Source organism: Actinacidiphila acidipaludis (assembly GCF_019890725.1).
GTDB classification, from domain to species: domain Bacteria; phylum Actinomycetota; class Actinomycetes; order Streptomycetales; family Streptomycetaceae; genus Actinacidiphila; species Actinacidiphila acidipaludis.
This window is the reverse complement of the sequence record NZ_JAINZZ010000021.1, coordinates 51,560-71,562: the sequence shown is the minus strand read 5'-3', so window position 1 is coordinate 71,562 and position 20,003 is coordinate 51,560. Positions and strand designations below refer to the sequence as shown.

Sequence of the window (20,003 nt, the reverse complement as noted above, 5' to 3'; positions counted from 1 at the left end):
CTGCGCCGCGCTGTTTTGGGGAAGGCACTCACTGCCCTGGAGGAGCGAGAGTTGCCCCTTCTTGAATGGGGCGTCACCGACGGCGCGCTCTCCGGGGAAGAGGTGGAGGATGCTCTGTGGTCGGTACTCGACAAGAACGAGGACGCGGCGTCACTGTTCTCTGACGCCGACCAGTTGAAGACGGCGCTGATCAATCAGCAGCTTCTCTTCTACGTCCCCTTCGGCGGAGCCGAGCGGTATCGGACACGGTTCGCCGAAGGGGTTCGGCTAACTGCCTCTCTGCGGCAGATCTTCGGCCCCTGGCCTGGTAATCCGCTGCAGACTGACTGGTGGGAGAGAGGCAAGCCCCTGGTCGCCGACTACCGACTGCACGTCTCCGAGCGCCACTACCCCAAGCGTGAGGTCTCGGTCGCGCAGGCGATCGCCGAGATGGAGGCGACGACAGGGTGGACCGGGATGCATTCCACGGTCGCCGGGGTGCTGATCGGCTCGTATGCCCTATCACGTTTCCAGGTCGACGCCACCAAAGCCGTCACCAACTCCCTGGCTAGCAGGGATTCGCGTGGCGTCGTGGTCGGCGCCGGCACGGGTAGCGGCAAGACCCTCGCGTTCTACCTTCCGGCCTTCGCGGCGATGGCCAACCACAAGGGCACGGGGGTGCACACCCTCGCGCTGTATCCGCGCATCGAACTGCTGCGTGACCAGTTGCGTGAAGCACTCAGGAATGCCCTTGAACTGCAGCAGCGAGGTCTGCCCAGTCCCACGATCGGCGTGCTCTACGGGCGTACACCGCCCTACAGCGATGACGTGACGCACGGAACCTATGAGTGGGCCGAACAGGGAGGGGCCCGCGTCTGTCCCTATCTGACGTGTCCGACCGGGGACGGCGGCGCCATGCTCTGGTCCGACCAGGACAGAGTCCGCAACATTGAAGTGCTGCGGTGCTCCGTGTGCAAGGAGGGGGAGATACCTGCCGGGGTCATGGCCCTCACCCGAGAGTCGATCAACAAGGTTCCGCCCAAGCTGCTCTTCACCACGACGGAGATGCTCAACCGCAACAGCGCTGGGTCGAAGTTGAGCAGGACTCTCGGCTGGACGGGGTACGGTCCCCGTGTCGTCCTGCTCGACGAAGTGCACACCTACTCCGATTCCACAGGTGCCCAAACAGCCCTGCTGCTGCGGCGCTGGCGTCACGCACGCCGCGGCCCCGTCACCTTCGTCGGGCTGAGCGCCACCCTGCGTCAGGCTGACCGCTTCATGGCGGAACTCGTCGGGCTCCCTGCGCAAAGCGTCACCCTGATCGAGCCGCACAGCAGGGACATGGAGTCGGAGGGCCGCGAGTATCACCTCGCGCTGCGCGGCGACCCCTTGTCGGGCACGAGCCTTTTGTCCACCACTATCCAGACGGCGATGCTCCACGGACGCCTGCTCGACAGGAATCGGCCGGCAGGCACGACGCTGCACGGGACCAAGGGCTTCCTCTTCACCGACGACCTGGATGTCACCAACCGCCTCTATGACGACCTGCGGGACGCAGAGGGCGGGCAGTACGGAAAAAACCGCCGACGGTGGGGGGCTGCAGTCCTGGCGGCCCTGCGTTCCACGGACCTGCCAGCCGAAGAGGAGCGTTACCTCGCGGGCCAGTCCTGGAACCTTCCGGAGAGGATCGGGCACAACCTCAGTGCCGACCTGAGCCAGCGTCCGTTGAGGATCGGCCGGACCTCCTCCCAGGATTCGGGCGTCGACACCGACGCCGATCTTGTCGTCGCGACAGCCTCGCTCGAAGTCGGTTTCAACGATCCCAACGTCGGACTGGTGGTCCAGCACAAAGCGCCTCGCGATCCGGCTTCCTTCCTGCAGCGCCGGGGCCGGGCCGGACGTGAGCGGGGCACGCGCCCGCTCACGATCGTCGCCCTGTCCGACTTCGGCCGAGACCGGCTGGCCTACCAGGACTACGTGTCCCTGTTCGCTCCCGAGGTAACCCCTCGCACCCTGCCGGTGCACAACCGCCACATCATCAAGATCCAAGGCGCTCAGGCCTTCATCGACTGGCTCGGCAGCCGGCTGCGTAACCGCAGCCTGTGGGTCAGCGCCCGAACGCTGGCAACAGGAAACACCTGCCCCGACTATGACCACGAGCAGCTGCCCGCCGCCCGCAACGCGCTCATTGACGATCTTCAGAGACTCCTCGACGGGGACGACACCCTCCTGCGCTCCCTGGCAAGCCATCTGCGAGCCGCGCTGCGCCTGAGCCCCGACGAAGTGCAGGCCCTGCTGTGGGAGCAGCCCCGGTCGTTGCTGCTGGCAGTCGCTCCGACTCTCTTGCGCCGTCTGACCGTCGGCGCAACGCCGATCCATCAGGATCCTGGCACGGTCGACCGGAAGGCTTTTCTGCCCGAGTTCGTCACGGCCTCGCTCTTTGCTCCGCTGAATCTTCCGGAGGTGAGCTTTGATCTCCCCTTCGCCACGTCCGACGACGAGGACAGGCTGCCCGTAGGTCGCGCGCTGCGGGAAGCGGTGCCCGGCCGTGTCAGCCGCCGCTTCGGGTATCGCGATGACCGTCACCGCACGTGGCTGGAGGTTCCCACCGGGGTCGGTGATGCCGTGATCGATCTGGGGAGCATTCTCGACGCGCCGGAGCGGCAGGGCCGTTGGGACACCGGCCGCACGGATGTGCAAACGGTCGAGGTCACGCGTCCGCGGCGGATCAGACTTGCGCAGCCGGACGACGAGATCGGGACCGCCTCGCAGGGCATCCCCTTGTGGGCCACCCAATTCGTGGACAACCCTGCGGGTCCGCCGGTTGCCGCAGACGTACCCAAGGTGCCCGAGTGGCGGGATCAGGTGCTGTCCATCGGGTTCGCCACGCACGCCTCCAGCAACCCCACCGAGGTGCGCCGCATGACCTATGGCGCTGTGGCGGATGTGATCAAGGGCAAGCCGGGCAAGCGGCACAAGGTGCAGGTCAGCTACGTCCTCGAGGGAGCGAGGGCAGCCATGGGCTTCACCTCGTCCGTCGACGCCGTCCGGATTCAGATCAAGGCCCTGGATCTTTCTGTGCCGGGCGTGGTGGAGCATTTGAACTCTCCCCAGTGGCGTTCGAAGGCGTTTGTGAACACCGTTCTGGAGGACCAGCGGATCGCTGCGGTCGCCAACTCGTTCCAGCGTGGATGGTTGACCCTGGTCTACCTCTCCGCGTTCGCGCTCGAGGGGTTGGAGGGCGCCAAGCCCGAAGCGATTCACGCGGGACTGTCGCAGGGCGCCTGGCGGGACAGCATCACGAAGGTCATCCCGCTGCTGTACAGGCAGGATCCCTCTGCCTCGCCTGCGGACGTCGGCAGTCCTGCCGACCGTGTCATCAGCGATCTGCAGGAACTCAGTCAGAACCCCGATGTCGTGGCTGTGCTGGACGACGCCGGCGCACTGCTGTTCGGCGAGAACCTCCATATCCGTACAGCTGACCTGGCCCGCCGCGCCTACCGGGACACCTTGGCCGCCGCGATCCTGGAGGCTGTGACCCGAGCCTGTCCCGACGCACGCGACCAGGACCTCACGCTCGATGTGGTGCCGGGTACCGGTGCGGCACCGGACCACATCTGGATCAGCGAGACGTCCGAGGGCGGGCTCGGCGTGGTGGAGAAGTTGGCGGAGACCTACGGGCGTGATCCTGCCCGCTTCTGGAGCCTGGTGAGCACGGCTCTGCGTCCCAACAGCTTCGAGCAGACCGATGTACGGCTGACGAATCTGCTCCGTCATGTGGTGGAGGGCGAATCCCATGGCGAGTTGGCCCAGGCGATGAGCGAGATGCGCACTGCGGCGTCGGCTCAGGACAGCAAGGACGCACTGCAGCGCATCCGGTCCGCCTGGAGCGAACTGGATGGTGCGCCGCGGCACGGTGATGTCGCCTCGCTTGCGATGCGCTTGCTTCGCCGCGGCTCCGACAGCCTGACCGACGCGACGGCCCTTGCCCTGGTGCAGGCATGGGATCAGTTGGAAGAAGCAACCGGGATCGAGGTCGACTCCCGGGTCATCGCCTACGCCGTAGGGGCGTCCAAGATCCAGTTGCCTCACAAGATTAGCCCGGACCAGGCCTTCAGCATCCTGTGGCCCCGGGGTGACCAGGCACGGAACTACCATCTGGACTCCTACCAGCCTTACCGTGCGGTGGACAACCCGCAGATCCTGGACCGGCTTCTGGCGGCTGCTGTGCACGCGCAGGCATGGCCGCGCTTGGATGCCACATCGCCGGATTGGCCCACCCGGTATGCCCAGGTGCTCACATCGCATCCCGCCGCCGAAGTGGTCGTTCCCCTGGACCGGCCCGGACTGCTGCGCCGTGTACTGCTGAACATCCCTGCCCTGCGGGTGGACCGTGGAAGTCTCAAGCTGTACGGCGAGGTGACCCAGGTGTACCGGGACAGCCGCGAGGTCGTCGTGAAGGCCGTCATCAAGGAGTCCGAGCAGTGACTGTCCCTTCTCGTACGCTGCGCACCAATGCGCGCAGCGCCCTGCGCGCGGACTCACTGATCCGGACGGCGCTGCTGGCTCAACTGTCGGCGCCCGGCGGTGAGGTCTGGCTGGTGTCTGCCTGGGTCAGTGATGTGGATCTGGTCGACAACGCGGACGGCTCCTTCGACTACCTTCTGGGCGAAAATCCCTCACTGCAGTGCCGGCTGTCCGACCTGCTGCTGATGCTGGCGAACAGCGGTACCGCCGTGCGCGTGGTGACCCAGGACGCTCCTGCGAACGCACTCTTCCTCGAGCGCCTCGCCTTGGGCCGTGACGAGAGTACGGATCTGGAGGTGTTCCTGGACGAGGTGATTCACGAGAAGAGCCTGGTGGGCCCGGGCTGGATGTTCGAGGGCTCCATGAACTTCACGCGCAACGGCCTTGCCCGGAACAAGGAAAAGATCACCTATTCGCTGGACGAATCGGATGCGGCGCAGGCAATAGTGGACTACCAGCATGAATGGACGGCACGTGGCGTCTGAGGAAGAGGCAGCAAAGCAGGCGGCCGGTATACAGCAGTTCGTGGACCACTTCCTTCATCGGGACCGCAACGATGCTGGTAAGTACCCGCGGGGCATCACGCGGCTTCGGGATGCGGCCGTCAAGTACCGCAAGTCGCCGATGGTGCTGCCGTGGCTGAACGAGAAGACGCAGCGCATGGCCTACTACGTGATTCCTCGCCGGCGCGAGGAACTCACCGCTGTTCGCGACCTCCTGGTGGCGTTCGTCGGCCCCTCGTTTGCGAAGTACGGCTACGACGCCCCTGCGGCGCTCGACAAGCCGCATGAGGCTGCGCTCCTTCAGCGCTACGGGGCAGGGAGCACCTTCATCGTCCAGGCGACCGCCGACACGGACGAGAGGAAGCGACTGAGGACTGCGCTGGAACGCATGGTGGAGGGGGTGGAGCGGGCCCCCGCGCGGTCCTGGTCCGCACCGAAGCCGCTGGGGCGTCTGCTGGCAGATTTCGAAGCAGCCCTCCTCAGCGGTGCACCACAGACGGCCCAGGCTCTCCTCCAGCAGATCGACCGCCAGGGCGGCCTCTCACCGGCCAACGTCAAACACCTGGAGATCAGGCTGTGGGCCGCCCAGGGAAGGGCGCGCGAGGTGCTGGCACTGCGCGGACTGCGCGAAGTACTGCTTCAGGACCCGCCGGTCTTGGTCAAGGACATGGTGCTGTCGGCTCTGTTCACAGCGCACATCGAACCCGGGCTTGCTGAAGGGGACCTGGCCCGCGCCGTAGACGCATTGAAGGCGCCGGGCAGCCATCTCTCGCTGCTGGCGGATACAAGCCTGCTGGCTCTGAGCGAGCAGGCCGTCACGGTGCTGCTGGTTGGCATGCACGCGCGGGGTGAAGAGGAGGAACTTTCGCGCAGCATCGCTCTGCTCGATGCCGAAGGCCGTGGGGACGCCGTGCCCGAGGCACTCGCGTTCTACCGCCGTCAAGCCCCTGCATTCGGCACCAAGGAACCGGACTGGGCGCAGCCGGATGCGGCATCTGCGGCAGAGCCCGAGGGTGAAGAAGTGCCGGCGCAGACAGCCCTGAGCACGTGGTCAGATGTGGTCGCGGCTGTCGCCCAGGGCGACAAGGCTGCCTTCGACCTCTGTCGCAGGATGGACATCCAGCGAGGCGGCACCTCGGTGCCGCCTGATTCGGTATCCGACGGTGAGATGGCCGAGGTGTTCGGCAGTCTCACCGATGCCGAGTACGAGGTCGTATGGCAGTACGCGCTCGGACCGTTCCTTCAGGAACTCTCCCGCTCAGACCTCACGTTCCCGCACACGCTGACCACGATCATGCGGAGCATTGTCAACCAACGCTGTGACCCGGCGAACCTCGCAGTCCTGGACCTGCTCCTGGAACTGTTCCTTCGCTCCGCCCCACAGGCAGCGGAGTACGAAGAGTTCCTGGAACAGCTGAGCCTGCGGTTCGACGAATGGGTCGCACCCGAGACTGCCGGGCAGGCCCTCGACTTTGTCGACCGCCTGGTGGCATGGGCCGCGCCGGCACCCGCAGCCCGCGTGCAGACAGCACAACTCCTGTTCGCGCCGTTGCATCTCCACATGCGCCGACTCGATGGGGCATACCTGTCAACGGCGCGGTCGCTCAGTGATGAGCTAGGGCTCGGGTTGGACTGGCCTGAGCAAACCCCCTCGCAGACCGAGGAGAGCGAGCCGGTTGTCGAAACGGCGCAGATCCTCGTCTACGGCATGGACGAGGGTGTGCTCCAGCGTGTCCACGACCGCGTCACCCGCCAGTTCCCCCGAGTGAAGGTGGTGCTCTCGGCACAAAAGGTCGCATCCAAGCATCTGAAGGAGACGGCCCGCAACTCGGATTTCAGTGTGGTTATCACGCAATGCGCTGCGCATGCGGCGACCAACTGCATCGGTCAGTACGCCAAGGAAGTCGTCTACCCCCGAGGAGCCGGCTCGGCCTCCGTCACACACGCGGCCATCACCGCCTTGTACGAGCATGCCGCCAGGCAGGACCCGTCTGCTCAACTGCGGTGATACGCCTTGTGCCGCGCCCGTCGGGCGCGGCACAAACCTGCCCGCCCTCCGGTGCGGACCGTACAGGTGAAGGGGGCTACCCGACTGGTCCCCCACAATCTGACGGGCGGTTGGGGCGCTGTATCCATGCCCCTGCATTCCCTTGCCCGCTTGAACACCGCGTGGCACCGGCCTGTCGTCGCTGCCCTCGTGCCGACGGCCCGGACGAGAGGGCCCGCGCCCATTGACGGTGGATGGGGAGGACGAGGGAAGACGCCCTCCCCGAGGGGACACCTCGCATGCCGTCACAAACATCGTGAACCAGCATGCGCACGCGGCGGTGCATCGAAGCGGCCCGCATCGGTGTCGGTGTGCGTTACCTCGTAGATGTGGTGCACACCACCGTTGGGTCAGCCCCGTACAGTGCGGCTCAGTAGATCGGTGAGCAGGCGGATGTCGTTGGGGGTGTTCTGCAGGCCATTCCAGCGGCGCTGTTCGCCGTCAGGAAAGCGCCACATGCCCGAGGTCCAGGCGGTGACCGGCATAAGAGACAGAACCGCGTTGCGCACCGCGTCGCAGTCGACCTCTTCGGCAGACATGCCTTCGGTGAGGCTATCCATGACGAAACCCATGGCCTGGATGCCAGCACCGTGAGTGAGGCGGGACTGGCGAGGCGGGAGTTTCCAAGCGTCGCTGAATGTCTCCTTGACAATGGCCCAGAAGGAGCGCAGATGCAGCAGCATGCGGTCGACGTCACCGGAGCCGTCTTCGGGGTTGCGGTACTGGTAGAGGGCGCCCTCGAAGAGGCTGTGCTCCAGCATGCGGAGAACGGCAGTGTCTTTGATGTTGCCGTCGGGTGAGGTGGGGCTGGCGATGCGGCCGTAGAAGGGGCCCTGGCCGTCGGTGTTGAGGCGGGTCATCAACTGGGCCGGCAGGCGCTTGCGCGCGTAGGTGGGCGGGAGATGACCACTGGTCTCGGGCAGGAGCTCGTGGATGAGGCCCTTGGGCAGCGGCTTAGTGGAATTGACCAGAATGAACTGCGAGCGCTGGTCTTGCTGGTCGTCGGCGATAAAGCCAACGGCGGCGACGGGGAATTCGGCAAGGTTGGCGTCGCGGATCGCAGCGCTGCGCTGCTGGCCGTCGACGATCAGGGCGGGCTTGTCCTCGTCGGACAGGGACTCGTCGACGGGGATGACCAACTCGCCGGGGACGGAGTAGTCGACGCCGTCCTTGCGTCGTGCTCCGCTCTCGAAACGGACGGAACCGTCGAAGGCCAGGACCAGGGCGTTGGGGAGCATGGCCTTGTCGGACTCGAGGTAGCGGCGGATGCCGCGGATGTGGCTGAGGACCTCGGGGCGCTGGTAGCCCTGGAGGGCGCTGTCGTCGTCGCGGCGGACGCGGGAGACGGCAGCAAAACTGTGGATCTTCTTACCGTCGACAGCGAAGCAGTAGATTTTTCGGTCTCCTTGGCGCACCTCGAGTGCAGGGAGCCTGAGTTCGTAGCGGTCAGCCATCGCATCTCCTGACTGGTTTAAAAAGTTAAAAGAATTAGGGGCGCATGTTACCCGAAGGTGAGCGATCGCATTTTCGCCTCAAGCACCGTCAGATTATGGAATCCGCGACGCTTGTTGCGTTCACTTCCGCGGAATATAGCGATCTCGATGCCGTGTTTCTTACACAGAGCGCAGAGGCAGGCACGCCATGGAGCGTCACTCAGCGTGCGCTCATAGAATTCGAGATAGCTTTTCTTTTTCGGTCCCAGCACCAGGGACTCGTACGTCTGAAGCGCGGTCAGCACGCCCTCAAGGGAGTTTTCCCCGCGGTCGAATTCCCGCAGTGCGCGCAGGCAGGCCCGCTCTGCGGTGATGGCCTGAGCCTGGGAGACACTTCCGGACAGGATGAGACGTTTGAGTGCGGGGTTGCCGTCAACTTGGGGGACCCTGATGGCGGTATAGGCACCGGTAGCGGTGTGGTAGTTGTTGCGGTCGTCCATGAAGGCCTGACGGAAGGCGGAGGTGCTGTCGAAGCTGGTCACGCCGTGGCGGGCGAACTGCTCCATGCTGTCGACGCGATTGATGCCGAGCAGGTGTAGTTCGGTGTCGTGGTTGCGTACTTCGTCGATGGCTCGCAGGCAGGCCAGGATCTCGTGGGACTTGAGGGGAACCATGCCGCCGAGGGCGATACGCCGGTATCCCATTTTCTGCAGTTGCGCGACGGAGTGGGCGTAACTGTCGGGCCCCCACCCCTGGGCGGCGCCGACGGGTTCGAAGTGGGCGCCGTGCTTTTTGGTCGCGGCGAGAAAGTTCTCAGCGAGTTCCAGGGAGATCTGTTGGCGTTCCACCCACGCCGCTTCTGGTTCCGTGTCTGATTCTTGAGGGATGTAGCCGAAGATGATGTGGTCGATGCTGATGCCGGCGTCGAATCCGCATCGGCCGTAGAAGTCAAGGACTTCGTCGACTTCGTAGGGTGGGCGCTCTTCGTCGATATAGTTGAAGGCGCCGCAGTCTCCGATGGTGGAGCATTCGTCGGGAAGACGGAAGAAGTTTCTCACGCCCAGGCGGTAAAAGCGCTCACGCTGGGGGGCAGAGTATTTACCTGCACCCTTCATGGATCCGTCGACAACCGCCTTGCTGACAAGGATCCCGTCGTAGGGGATCGGTGTCACGGCCTGGTGGGCGTAGACGTCATCGCGCTGACGGACTCGGTAGGGCGAGTACTCATCGTTGATGAAGTCGTACGTGGGGCTCACCAGGTCCTGGCTGTCAGGGAAATAGAATTTCACGCGGCCTTTGCCTTTTCCTGCACATAGATACGGAGGAGGTAGTTCGACAGGGTGCTGATGTGGCGGGGGTTGTTCTGGAGTTCGTTCCAGGGGGTGTTCAGGTCGGGCCAGCGTCCCTGGGTCCAGCGGCAGTGCGGTGCGATCAAGGCGAGTTCGTCCCGCGCCAACTCCACGGCATGGGGTGAGGCGGGGTCGATGGCCATCATGACGCGATCCATCAAGCGTCCCATGGAGCGGATGCCGACGCCGTGCATCAGCCGACTCTTGGTCGCCGGCAGCCCCCACGCGTCGGGGAAGGTGTCGCGCACCGCGGTCCAGTAGACGACGAGGATCTGGCGGATGGTGGCCGTGTCGACCGTGCCATTGGACAGATTTTTGTAGGGAAAAAAGGCGCCTGACGGGGAGTTGAGGGATTCCTGGATGGCCGTGGTGAGGCTGTTGTCCGTGACGACAGCGTCCGTCTTCTGCTCGGCCGTGGTGGACGGGCGGCGCACCAGGCCCCGAAAGGGTGAGTCCTTGTCGTGATTGAGGGCCTCGACCAGCACGGCGGGGAGTTTGCGGGCGGAGAGCTTGGTCGGCAGCAGGGTGCCGACTTCCGGGAGGAGTTCGGTCACGAGATTGGTGGGCAGCGGGGACACCGTGTTCACGCGCAAGAACTGGTCGCGCTGGGTTTCCAGGTCTTCGGCAACGAAGCCGGCGATGGTCACAGCCAGGCGGGTGTTGCGGGTGCGAGCCAGGGCGAGGCTGCGCTGCTGACCGTCGACGATCCAGGCGGGCCGGGGGGCGTCGGGGGCATCGGGCAGGGTGATCTCCAGCGTGCCCGAGGTGCACAGGCCGTCGCTGCTGCCCGGGCCCGGGCTGGACTTGAACCGCACGCTGGAGGGCAGCGCCATGATCAGCCCGTTGGGAAACAGCACCTCCTCGCCATCGAGGTACTCGAGGATCTGCTTCACGTGCTGCTTCTTCTCGGGGCGTTGGTAGCCGATCAGTTTGCCGGCCTCATCCCTCGAGATGCGTGCCACGTCGGCGACCTGGTGGACCTCTTCTGCCGCCAGGGTGAACACGTACAGGGGGATCGTGGGGTGCTGCTCGATCCGCAGGGCCCGACGCTTAAGCACAAGGGAGGTCATCGAGGGCCAATCGTCGCTGTGTACAGGTTGGCGAAGCGCTTTTGTTCACAGGCCATCCCCTGGTCTCGCAGCAGGCGCAGCAGGCGGGTGCGGGAGGAGCCGGGGTGGCTGTCCTTCGACTGTTCGATGAAGTCGATCACGGCTTCGTCCGTCATCGGCCGGCGCTCGTAGCGTTCGGGGCGGGCGACCTGCTCGACCCAGTCGCTCCAACGCTTGCGTGCGCTGGGGGTGATGAGGTGGCCGGGCGTGCAGTGCTCCAGCCAGGAAGCCGCCATACGGACGTTCAAGCTGGTGCGGGTGCCGCCCAGGGCGTGGCGCAGGGCGGCGTTGGCCGGCACGCGCACGATGCCGTCCAGCTCACAGGCGCCCCCTATGAGTACCGTCTCGGTTCCCGTGGCCGCCAGCGCGGCAAGGTCGCGGTGCATGGCTGCTGCGTAGGTCTCGGACAGCACCACCAGCGCCCGGCCGGCGGCGGCTGCGATCTGGGGCAGCTGGCAGTTGGCGTCCATGCGTTGCAGGTGATCCCACCAGCCGGTGGCCTGCGCGCTGGAGGAAGCCACGGAATCTGCGTGTCGGGGCAGGAAAGTCGCCGCGTAGGAGGGTGCGAGGCTGGAGACTGGCCGCAGGCCCAGACCGGCCGAGGCCACGTAGAGCCGGGGAACAAAACCGGCCTGAGATGCGGCTTTTGTGAGGGCTTGGGCGCGCCGCCACTGGTCGCCCTGATAGAGGTCCTCCAGCGCGATGCGCGGCCCTGGCGCGGCGTGCAGGCGGCGGGCCCATTCCGCGGCCCGCTCCGCCAGGCCCGTCCCGGGCAGGGCACGGGCCTGCAGCGTGGCCTCGGGGGGCGAGGTCTTCCGGTCCGTGCACGTGACCACGATGGGCAACTCGTTCACTGCGGTTCGACCTCTGGCTTCCGTAACTCGATTCTGATTGTGATTACTGTAGCCGGTAGTTAAGACGGTAGGCTGCCACTGCCTCAACGGAGGCAACTGGACTTCAGACAAGGGAGTGACAGCATGGACCGTCCCGCGATCGTGTTGCTGAGCGGCGGCCTGGACTCGACCACGGTGCTGGCCATCGCCAAGGACCAGGGATTCACTCCATACGCGCTCAGCTTCCGCTACGGGCAGCGGCACTCCATCGAGTTGGAGGCGGCACAGCGGGTCGCCCAGACCCAGGGCGTGGCCCGGCACGTCATCGCCGACATCGATCTGCGGGTCTTCGGCGGCTCTGCTCTGACGGCCGACATCGAGGTACCCAAGCATGAGTCGCTCGCGGACGTGCAAGAGGCGGGGGTGCCGATCACCTACGTGCCGGCCCGCAACACGATCTTTTTGTCCTTCGCGCTCGCGTTTGCAGAGACCGTCGGCGCCAGCGACATCTTCACCGGGGTCACGGCCGTGGACTACAGCGGCTACCCCGACTGCCGCCCCGAGTACATGGAGGCGTTCGCCACCATGGCCAACCTGGCGACCAAGGCCGGCGTCGAGGGTACCTCCAAGATCACGCTGCACTCCCCCCTGATCGCACTCTCCAAGGCCGACATCGTCCGCGCGGGCCTGCGCCTGGGCGTGGACTACTCCCTGACCTCCTCCTGCTACGACCCCGACGAGCAGGGCCGGGCCTGCGGCAAGTGCGACACCTGCCTGCTGCGCCTGAAGGGCTTCGCCGAAGCCGGCGTCAGCGACCCCGTCCAGTACCAGAGCGCCTGAGCATGACCTACCTGATCAAGGAAATCTTCTACACGCTGCAAGGCGAAGGCGGCCACGCCGGCCGCCCGGCGGTGTTTTGCCGGTTTTCCCGCTGCAACCTGTGGACCGGCCGCGAACAGGATCGCGCCCGCGCGATCTGCCAGTTCTGCGACACCGATTTCGTGGGCACCGACGGCGAAGGCGGCGGCCGCTTTCGCACCGCCAAGGAACTGGCCGACGCCGTCGAGGCCGCCTGGCCCACCACCGACCAAGCGCACCGGTTCGTGGTGTGCACCGGCGGAGAACCCCTGCTGCAGTTGGACGAGGCCGCCATCGAGGCCCTGCATGGCCGCGGTTTTGAGATTGCGGTGGAAACCAACGGCACCCGGCCCGCTCCCCGCGGTATCGACTGGCTGTGTGTGAGCCCGAAGATCGGCTCCACCCTAGTCCTCACCAGCGGTGACGAACTCAAACTGGTCTACCCCCAGGCCGGCGGCGACCCCACCCAGTTCGAACACCTCGACTTTCGCCACTTCCGCCTGCAGCCCCTGGATGACGCCGACCGCGAGGCCCACACTCGTGCCACCGTCGAGTACTGCATGAAGAACCCGCGCTGGACGCTCTCCCTCCAGACGCACAAGTATCTGGGAATTCAGTAATGGAAATCTTCCGCGAGTTCACCTTCGAAGCGGCCCACCGCCTGCCGCGCGTCCCCGAGGGCCACAAGTGCGCCCGCCTGCACGGCCACTCCTACAAGGTCACCGTGCACGTGGAGGCACCCGTCGATCCGGAGGCGGGCTGGGTGATGGACTTCGGCGACATCAAAGAGGCTTTTAAGCCCATTGATGCACAACTCGACCATTACTACCTGAATGACATCGAAGGCCTCGACAACCCCACCAGCGAGAACCTGGCCCGCTGGATCTGGGACCGGATGATCGTCGAACTCCCCGCCCTGTCGGCAATCACCGTGCGCGAGACCTGTACCTCCGGTTGCACCTACCGAGGCGAGTAGTGGCATGCATGACATCCAAAACGAGGACGACTCCCGCGGCATCGCCATCGACCAAGTAGGGATTAGCGGCTTGCGCTATCCCGTCACGTTCGATGACGGTCACACGCGCCAGCATGGCGTCGCCGACATCAGCGTCACCGTCGGCCTGCAGGCCGAGCGACGTGGCACCCACATGAGCCGCATGATCGCCCTGGTCCATGAGGAAGTGGCCACCCTCGCCCCGCAGGACTTGCCCATCGCGCTCAAACGAGGGCTCGCCCTGCTTGAAGCCCCCAGCCTGGCTGTGACGTTGTCCATGCCCATCGCCACGAGCGTGACCGCGCCAGCCAGTAAGCGGCAGTCGTGGCAAACCCACGACGTCACCATCACCGGTTGCATCACCCCCGACACCTGCACCGTCGCCACCACTGTGACCACCGACGTCACCAGTCTGTGCCCGTGCTCCAAAGCCATCTCCGACTACGGCGCCCACAACCAGCGCAGCGAGGTCACCCTCACTGTCACCGGGACCGCCGACGCGCCCTACCCCCTGGCGGTCCACGAAATCGTTGACCTACTGCGCAGCGTCGGCTCCGCCCCTGTCCTCCCCCTCATCAAGCGGCCCGACGAACGCGTCGTCACCATGCAGGCCTACGACCATCCCGTCTTCGTCGAAGACATCATCCGGGATATAAGCCTTGCATGCCGTGAAAAGGGGCTGAAACACGCGATCCGGGCGAAGAATCTGGAAAGTATTCACAGCCACGACGCCATCGCCAGCCTGACCTACACCGGTTGAAGCCCCTCACGCGCCCTGGGGCGGAACGGAAAGGGGGCCAACCCCTTCCCTACGCCGTGCCTGCGGCGGCCACGTGCGCGGCTTTACCCGAGCCCGCGGGGAGCGTCCACTGGCGGCTATGCCCGCGCCACGTGGGCCCGTACAGCGGGCCGGCGCCGGCGCCGCTGACTAGCGCGTTCGCCATCCAGGAGCCCACCCGAGTCCCTCAGGGCGGCATCGCCTAACCCCACCGGGACCTTACTCACCTCCCGGCAGCAGGCACTTCTCTCAGCACTGCAGCGCGGACCGACGCCTTAAGGATGTCAGTGTCCTGCGCTGTACTGTCTGCACGTTCGTCCCACCGTCCGTCCGCCGCTGGCGCCGAGCGCAGCAACCCACCACCGAGACAGAAAGTAGATCGTGAAGGCCCCCGCTCCTGCCGGTATTGCCACAGTCATCGCGTACATCGCCACCATCCCGGCCGCCAACTTGGCCGTCGCCCACTTCGGCGCGGTACCCGTCGGCCTCGGTTACGTGGCGCCCGCCGGCGTCTACTTCGTCGGCCTGGCGCTCGTCCTGCGCGACCTTGCACGCGAGGCGACCGGCCGTGGCGCCATCCTCGCCGCCATAGCCATCGGCACCGTCCTCTCCTACCTTCTCGCGGACCCCAGCCTCGCCACTGCCTCAGCGGTTGCCTTCGCCGTCGCCGAAACCATGGACTTCGTCGTCTACGAACCCCTGCGCCGCCGAGGACTTCTGGTTGCGATACTCGCCTCGAACGCCGTCGGGCTTCTCGTCGACAGCCTCCTGTTCCTCCACCTCGCCTTCGGCTCCCTCAATTACCTGCCTGGACAAATCCTCGGCAAAACGTGGATGACCGTCGTGGCCGTCATAGTCCTGGCGCTACTGCGCCGCCGTTACCGCGTTATCGCCTGAACGTCCCAGCCTGCCATCCACGCATGGCAGGAAACCTCACCGCAATGCCTTCGCTCAAGACTTGAGCAGGTTCGAAGCGGCCGCTCGCCGGTGTACGCCTCAGCGCCCCATTCGGCAGCGGACCACTCACCTGGCCGCCCCTCGCGCTGGACCGCGGTCTCACCGCCTCGCATGCGTGCATTATGGCGCCATCTTCATGCCCTGGAGCGACACGGGATCTGCTTGCACGCCTCCACCCCGGCACACTGGGTGGAAGCCCAGACGGACCCTTTGAAGCCCAGCCATGGTCCTTGGCCGCCGACCACCTTCGGTAGGCGGCGGCCGGGATGCGGAAGGCGGTGGACGGTGTCCAGCAACGGTCACCGTTCGCGCCAGGCGGGTCCGGGACGTACCCGATACGGACGTAGGCTCTACCTCACAGCCTCTTGCACCGTCCGTGGACTACCTGTGGACGGATCGCGCTCCAGCGGCCGATCATCAACTCGTGACCTGCGTAAACGTAGGAGCATGAAGCGCCCTCCGGAGCCGTGTGCTGGCTTCGGGTGGGGGCGGGCACACCTTCCGCTACGCCCGGGTCGCCTCCGTTGCGGCGGTGCGGAGCAGGGTCAGGGCATGGGTGGGGGTGACGTGAGGGTGTTCGTTCCAGCGGGGGTAGGGGTCCGGGATGCCGTGGGCGCGTAGGACGGCGTTGATGTAGGTGCCCGCGGTGGTGGCGGTGTCCTCGGTGCCGTAGCCGAGGTGGAAGACGACCCGTTGGGCCCCGAGGATGCAGCGGCGGCCCCCGACCGTGCGGAGACGGGTGCCGGTCTGCGCCCAGCCCCACTGCTCCAGCACCGCCGCGGTAAGCGCCAGGTGGTCGGCCGGCGTGATGCGCAGCCTCGCCACGGCCTCCCCGCGCCGGGCGGGGTGCAGCGACAGCAGCCGGTCCGGCAGCACCCGCCACAGCCCTCGCGGCAGACGCGCCTGCGCCGGCTCCGAGCTCTGGGCGGCCAGGTAGCGCTCGGTGGCGCGGACCAGGTCGGCTCCGGCGATGTCGAGGTCGGGGCTCGTGGTGATCGTGTCGTCCATGTGCGGCCTCCGTGCGGCGGTCCCCTTGATCCGCACTTGCCATCAACGCATCGGGCGGCCCGTCGGCCCCGCTGCCACCGCGCAGGCCCGGCCCGGAAGCACCGCAATGGCGGCCATGCACGAGCCCTACCGCCCGCCGTCAGACCCGTCCTCCATGATCCCGTCGTGCTGATCGCAACCGACGAGCGTGGACACACCCTCAGACGTCCGTCCGAGCGGCCCGTCGCGACGATGCTCGACAGCCTGCGCCCGGGCGACTGGTACATCCAGGTCCTGCTCCGCGACGACAACGTCTTCCAGCTCGAGCACCGCGACGGTGTCGTCTCCGAGCACTACCAGACGTTCACGATCTCCCAGGAGAAGGTCCTGGCTGCGCTCCATGTGGGTCAACTTCGCGGACCAGCTCGAGGCCCCGTTCAAGGAGGGCGTCAGGGGCTCGTCCGCTTGAGCCGCTCGCCGGCCCCCCTACTCGACGGTGGCGACCCCGTTCAGGACGTCGCTCGCCGCGCGATGCGTCTCGCACGCGGCCCACCAGCTCTCGCCGCCCTTGGACGTGACGTGCACGCTCCACTCCGCCTCGCGGTCGCACGGCGCACCCCACGTGCACTGCTGCGCATGCGACTTGGTGCCGGGCGCATGGTTCCGCTGGTCCCACTTCACGGGCGGTTCGATGAGTTCCACGCCCTCAGTGAAGCGGACTCCCGCACGCCCGCGCAGGCGAACCCCGGACCCCGAACCCGGACCCCCGTGGGCGCCCTCACCCCGCTCCCTCGACCAGCCGCCTTGCGTGGCTTCACCGGGAGGGGTGCTGCGGCCTGCGACAACGGCGCGCGCCTACTGACATTGAGGCCGTGGCCTGACATGCCGGAAGCGTAGGAAATATCCCGGCATTCTGTGATGGGTGGTGACGGATCGGCGCCCCTATCGTGGGGGCCTGTCCTGAACCGGGCGTGAGGTCCGGATCCGGGGGTTCCAGCGCGACGAGAGGGGCGGGCGTTGAAACGGAGGGCAGGGCGCCGGACCAGGTGGCCGGCGGCTTCCGTGCTCCTTGTGCTGCTCTGTGCGTGCGGGGTCAACTCCCGTGGTGCGGAGAGGAGTCCGACGGACGGCGCGTCGTCCGGCGCGGTGGGCGGCACGCCGGTCGACGGCGGGTCCGGGGTGCCGAGCGAGGTGCGTGCGGGGGGCCTGACGCAGTTCGACCTGGTCCAGGGCCAGGCGTCCTGGCAGGCCGCGGCGCGGAACCGGGCCGCCAACAGCGTCCTCGACCTCTACGCGAACGGCACGTTCAGGTTCACCACGGTCGACACCGTCGGGGTTCCGCTCAGCGGGACCTACACCGTCTCCGGCGGCACGGTCGACTTCGAGGGGCAGTCCGTCACCCCCGGGCCGGCCGGGAGTTCGACGCTGGAGATCCAGGGCGACGTGGATCTCCCGCGGCGGTCGATGACGCTGCGCTGGGTCGCTTCCAGCGGCATGGGCGCGGTCGTCGACGGCCAGAACTTCGCCTCCGCGAGCACGGTGGCGTGGAACGCGCAGGTGCCCGTCAGCTTCGGGTGACCGGCGGAGAGTGCGGGAACAAGGGTGGAGCGGGGAACGGGGAACGGGGGACCATGCAGGCCCGCTCGCCTGGAACGCCTGACGGCGCACGCCGGGTGGCCTCCGACCCGCGGCTCGCCCTGCCCAGCCATGGGGGAAAACCCCAGCCCCCGCGGTCAGTTGCGGAGGATCGCCAGTGCTTCGACTTCGAGGAGGAGGTCGGGGCGGAAGAGGGCGGCGACCTGGACGGCGGTGCTGGCCGGCGGGCGGGACGTGTCGATGTGGGCGTCGCGGGCCTCGCGCACGGCGGGGAGGACGGCGACGTCGGTGACGAAGAAGGTGAGCTTGACGACGTCGGCGAAGGTGGCGTCCGCGGCGGCCAGGCAGCGGCGGAGGTTCTCGAAGACCTGGCGGGCCTGGGCCGCCGGATCGTCCGCGCCGACGAGGTTCCCCTGTTCGTCCAGCGCGATCTGGCCGGAGACGGCGACGAGCCGGCCCTCGCCGAGGACGACGTGGCTGTAGCCGTTCGCCGGGGCGACTCCGTCGGGAGAGATGTGGGTGATCATGGGCTCACCTTAGGCGGGTCCGGCCGGCCGGCGAACCACATATTCGATCGAGGGCCTGGGGACGTGCCGAGGGGGCGCGGAGAACCGCTCGTGCTCCCGGCCGAGGCTGGGCGGCGGTTCCCCGCGCCCCCGATCACGGTGTGGGGCCGGCCGTGGATGGCGGGCGGGCGGCCCCGGGATCAACGCACCGGCGGGATCAGGCAGGCAGGTGCCAGAGCTGCCAGGCGTTGCTGTTGCGGTCCCAGATCTGCAGGCGCGTGCCGTTGGCCGAGGTGCCGTTGGTGACGTCGACATAGCGGCCGGAGCTGGGGTTCTTCAGGTGCCCGTCGGACTCGGCGACCCACTGCTGCGCCCCGGTGCCGTTGCAGTCCCAGAGCTGGAGCTTGGTGCCGTTGGCGGTGCCGGCGCTGGTGACGTCGAGGCATTTGCCCAGCGCGCGGAGGGTGCCGTCGGAACCGACCGTCCAGTTCTGGGCGTTGGTGCCGTTGCAGTCGTAGAGCTGGACGGCCGTGCCGTTGGCGCTGCCGGCCCCGGCGACGTCCATGCACTTGCCGGCGTAGCCGGTGACGGGTCCGGTGTGCTGCGTCGGCGGTGTGACCGGACCGGCCTGGCCGGCCGCCCACTTGATCTCCTGCAGCAGCAGCTTGTTCTGGTCGGCGCTGGCGAAGGTCGACGACAGGGTCGTGTTCGTCGAGTAGTCCATCGCGTTGTGCCCGAAGTTGTTGTAGACCATGTGGTAGTTCCGGTTCGACCAGACGATCGGGTAGTAGCCGCTGTACCAGGTCTGGTTGGGGTCGGTGCCGACCGGAAACGTTGACGGGTCCAGCGACGCCAGGATGTCGATCGCCGGGTTCTGCCGCAGGTCGTTCTGCCAGCTGTACCACTCGCTGACGGACGAGGTGATGGTGGCCGGCAGGCCCGCGGTCGCCGGGTGGTTCGGGTCCTCGATCTTCAGCGTCTCGGACGTCGGGCCCCAGGAGTTGGACGCGAACAGGCCCGTGCCGAGGAAGGTCTGGTGGTACCAGGACCAGCCGTTGGACGAGGTGTCGTTGTACGCGGCGACGTGGAAGCCGATCCAGCCGCCGCCGTTGTTCATGTAGGTCTGGAACGCGCTCTGTTCGGCGGCGGTCTGCGGGTAGTTGTCCAGGAACATCACCACCTGGTAGTGCGACAGCTCACTGGCGTTGAGCCGGGACCAGTCGTTGGTGGCGGTGTACGTGAAGCCGTTGGCGGCCGCCTGCTGCGGGAACCAGGCATTGGCCTCGTGCACGAAGCTGATGTGCGCCGCGTCGTAGGTGCCGTCGTAGAAGGCGATGACGTTGAACGGCGTGTCGGCCCGCGCGTGGTGGGCCGGGGCCACCTCGACGCCGAGGAGCAGCAGGAGCGCGGCGAGCAGTTGCAGCGCGGTGCGCCGGGGGCGCGCCATCCCGGCGGCTAACCATCTGGTCATGGGGTCTCCTTCGTCGAGGGGTTGATCAGCCCTGGTAGGGAGGGTTGTTCAACCCTGGTACGGACCAACGGAATTC

The 20,003-nt window shown here is 66.7% G+C and carries 18 protein-coding genes; 9 read left to right on the top strand and 9 right to left on the bottom strand.

Features of this window, described 5'->3' with window-relative positions; translation table 11 throughout:
- Positions 1-51 precede the first annotated feature (51 nt).
- From dpdJ to dpdD, 3 genes are read left to right on the top strand one after another with little or no spacing between them, the layout of a single operon-like run.
- A complete protein-coding gene (gene dpdJ, locus K7862_RS18380; RefSeq protein ID WP_262413379.1) occupies positions 52-4,467 on the top strand; it encodes a protein DpdJ in 4,416 nt (1,471 codons plus the stop codon).
- Positions 4,464-4,991 carry a phospholipase D-like domain-containing protein DpdK gene (dpdK, locus tag K7862_RS18375; protein WP_222963756.1) on the top strand — a complete coding sequence of 176 codons (528 nt, stop codon included), beginning with the start codon at positions 4,464-4,466 and terminating at the stop codon, positions 4,989-4,991. The genes dpdJ and dpdK overlap by 4 nt, the downstream gene beginning before the upstream one ends.
- On the top strand, positions 4,981-7,017 hold the full coding sequence (gene dpdD / locus K7862_RS18370) for a protein DpdD (RefSeq protein WP_222963754.1): 2,037 nt from the start codon (positions 4,981-4,983) through the stop codon (positions 7,015-7,017). Before dpdK ends, dpdD begins: the two co-directional genes overlap by 11 nt.
- Positions 7,018-7,406: 389 nt before the next feature.
- Here dpdD and dbpB (K7862_RS18365) read toward each other — a convergent pair whose 3' ends face one another.
- The 4 genes from dbpB (K7862_RS18365) to K7862_RS18350 are packed head-to-tail and all read right to left on the bottom strand — an operon-like array spanning position 7,407 to position 11,801.
- Complete coding sequence (dbpB, locus tag K7862_RS18365) at positions 7,407-8,510, bottom strand: DGQHR domain-containing protein DpdB (protein ID WP_222963752.1); 1,104 nt, start codon at positions 8,508-8,510, stop codon at positions 7,407-7,409.
- Positions 8,511-8,557: 47 nt separating this feature from the next.
- On the bottom strand, positions 8,558-9,778 hold the full coding sequence (dpdA, locus tag K7862_RS18360) for a tRNA-guanine transglycosylase DpdA (RefSeq protein WP_222963750.1): 1,221 nt from the start codon (positions 9,776-9,778) through the stop codon (positions 8,558-8,560).
- Positions 9,775-10,908, bottom strand: coding sequence for a DGQHR domain-containing protein DpdB (dbpB, locus tag K7862_RS18355; protein WP_222963748.1), 1,134 nt, complete (start codon positions 10,906-10,908; stop codon positions 9,775-9,777). The genes dpdA and dbpB (K7862_RS18355) overlap by 4 nt, the downstream gene beginning before the upstream one ends.
- On the bottom strand, positions 10,905-11,801 hold the full coding sequence (locus K7862_RS18350) for a hypothetical protein (RefSeq protein ID WP_222963746.1): 897 nt from the start codon (positions 11,799-11,801) through the stop codon (positions 10,905-10,907). Before K7862_RS18350 ends, dbpB (K7862_RS18355) begins: the two co-directional genes overlap by 4 nt.
- A gap of 123 nt (positions 11,802-11,924) precedes the next feature.
- Between K7862_RS18350 and queC the strand changes: the two genes are divergently transcribed.
- The 5 genes from queC (at position 11,925) to K7862_RS18325 (ending at position 15,307) form a co-directional block, all read left to right on the top strand.
- Positions 11,925-12,620, top strand: coding sequence for a 7-cyano-7-deazaguanine synthase QueC (gene queC, locus K7862_RS18345; RefSeq protein WP_222963744.1), 696 nt, complete (start codon positions 11,925-11,927; stop codon positions 12,618-12,620).
- Positions 12,621-12,622: 2 nt separating this feature from the next.
- Positions 12,623-13,258, top strand: coding sequence for a 7-carboxy-7-deazaguanine synthase (gene queE, locus K7862_RS18340; protein WP_222963742.1), 636 nt, complete (start codon positions 12,623-12,625; stop codon positions 13,256-13,258).
- Positions 13,258-13,614 (top strand): 6-carboxytetrahydropterin synthase QueD, encoded by a 357-nt coding sequence (gene queD / locus K7862_RS18335; protein ID WP_222963740.1) that lies wholly within the window; start codon positions 13,258-13,260, stop codon positions 13,612-13,614. The genes queE and queD overlap by 1 nt, the downstream gene beginning before the upstream one ends.
- 4 nt (positions 13,615-13,618) lie before the next feature.
- Positions 13,619-14,392: a GTP cyclohydrolase I FolE2 gene (locus K7862_RS18330; protein ID WP_222963738.1), complete on the top strand. Its 774-nt coding sequence runs from the start codon at positions 13,619-13,621 to the stop codon at positions 14,390-14,392.
- A 399-nt stretch (positions 14,393-14,791) separates the two neighbouring features.
- Positions 14,792-15,307 carry a VUT family protein gene (locus K7862_RS18325; RefSeq protein ID WP_222963736.1) on the top strand — a complete coding sequence of 172 codons (516 nt, stop codon included), beginning with the start codon at positions 14,792-14,794 and terminating at the stop codon, positions 15,305-15,307.
- A gap of 564 nt (positions 15,308-15,871) precedes the next feature.
- Here K7862_RS18325 and K7862_RS18320 read toward each other — a convergent pair.
- From K7862_RS18320 to K7862_RS18310, 3 genes are all read right to left on the bottom strand, one after another.
- A complete protein-coding gene (locus K7862_RS18320) occupies positions 15,872-16,375 on the bottom strand; it encodes a DUF6197 family protein (RefSeq protein ID WP_222963734.1) in 504 nt (167 codons plus the stop codon).
- Positions 16,376-16,501: 126 nt separating this feature from the next.
- Positions 16,502-16,756, bottom strand: coding sequence for a hypothetical protein (locus K7862_RS18315; protein ID WP_222963732.1), 255 nt, complete (start codon positions 16,754-16,756; stop codon positions 16,502-16,504).
- Between the two features lie 84 nt (positions 16,757-16,840).
- Complete coding sequence (locus K7862_RS18310; protein ID WP_222963730.1) at positions 16,841-17,056, bottom strand: hypothetical protein; 216 nt, start codon at positions 17,054-17,056, stop codon at positions 16,841-16,843.
- Between the two features lie 360 nt (positions 17,057-17,416).
- Here K7862_RS18310 and K7862_RS18305 point away from each other — a divergent pair, with 360 nt between their 5' ends.
- Positions 17,417-17,932 carry a hypothetical protein gene (locus K7862_RS18305; protein WP_222963728.1) on the top strand — a complete coding sequence of 172 codons (516 nt, stop codon included), beginning with the start codon at positions 17,417-17,419 and terminating at the stop codon, positions 17,930-17,932.
- Positions 17,933-18,087: 155 nt separating this feature from the next.
- On the opposite strand, the gene K7862_RS18300 is transcribed toward K7862_RS18305, so the two are convergent.
- Positions 18,088-18,477: a RidA family protein gene (locus K7862_RS18300; protein WP_222963726.1), complete on the bottom strand. Its 390-nt coding sequence runs from the start codon at positions 18,475-18,477 to the stop codon at positions 18,088-18,090.
- 196 nt (positions 18,478-18,673) lie between these two features.
- Positions 18,674-19,927: a ThuA domain-containing protein gene (locus K7862_RS18295; protein ID WP_262413376.1), complete on the bottom strand. Its 1,254-nt coding sequence runs from the start codon at positions 19,925-19,927 to the stop codon at positions 18,674-18,676.
- Positions 19,928-20,003 lie beyond the last annotated feature (76 nt).

Excerpts from the sequence above, each read along its gene's own strand:
- dbpB (WP_222963752.1), bottom strand. The coding sequence starts at position 8,510 with ATGGCTGACCGCTACGAACTCAGGCTCCCTGCACTCGAGGTGCGCCAA.
- dbpB (WP_222963748.1), bottom strand. The coding sequence starts at position 10,908 with ATGACCTCCCTTGTGCTTAAGCGTCGGGCCCTGCGGATCGAGCAGCAC.
- queC (WP_222963744.1), top strand. The coding sequence starts at position 11,925 with ATGGACCGTCCCGCGATCGTGTTGCTGAGCGGCGGCCTGGACTCGACC.
- queE (WP_222963742.1), top strand. The coding sequence starts at position 12,623 with ATGACCTACCTGATCAAGGAAATCTTCTACACGCTGCAAGGCGAAGGC.
- queD (WP_222963740.1), top strand. The coding sequence starts at position 13,258 with ATGGAAATCTTCCGCGAGTTCACCTTCGAAGCGGCCCACCGCCTGCCG.
- K7862_RS18330 (WP_222963738.1), top strand. The coding sequence starts at position 13,619 with ATGCATGACATCCAAAACGAGGACGACTCCCGCGGCATCGCCATCGAC.
- K7862_RS18320 (WP_222963734.1), bottom strand. The coding sequence starts at position 16,375 with ATGGACGACACGATCACCACGAGCCCCGACCTCGACATCGCCGGAGCC.
- K7862_RS18315 (WP_222963732.1), bottom strand. The coding sequence starts at position 16,756 with ATGGAGCGCAGCCAGGACCTTCTCCTGGGAGATCGTGAACGTCTGGTA.
- K7862_RS18300 (WP_222963726.1), bottom strand. The coding sequence starts at position 18,477 with ATGATCACCCACATCTCTCCCGACGGAGTCGCCCCGGCGAACGGCTAC.
- K7862_RS18295 (WP_262413376.1), bottom strand. The coding sequence starts at position 19,927 with ATGACCAGATGGTTAGCCGCCGGGATGGCGCGCCCCCGGCGCACCGCG.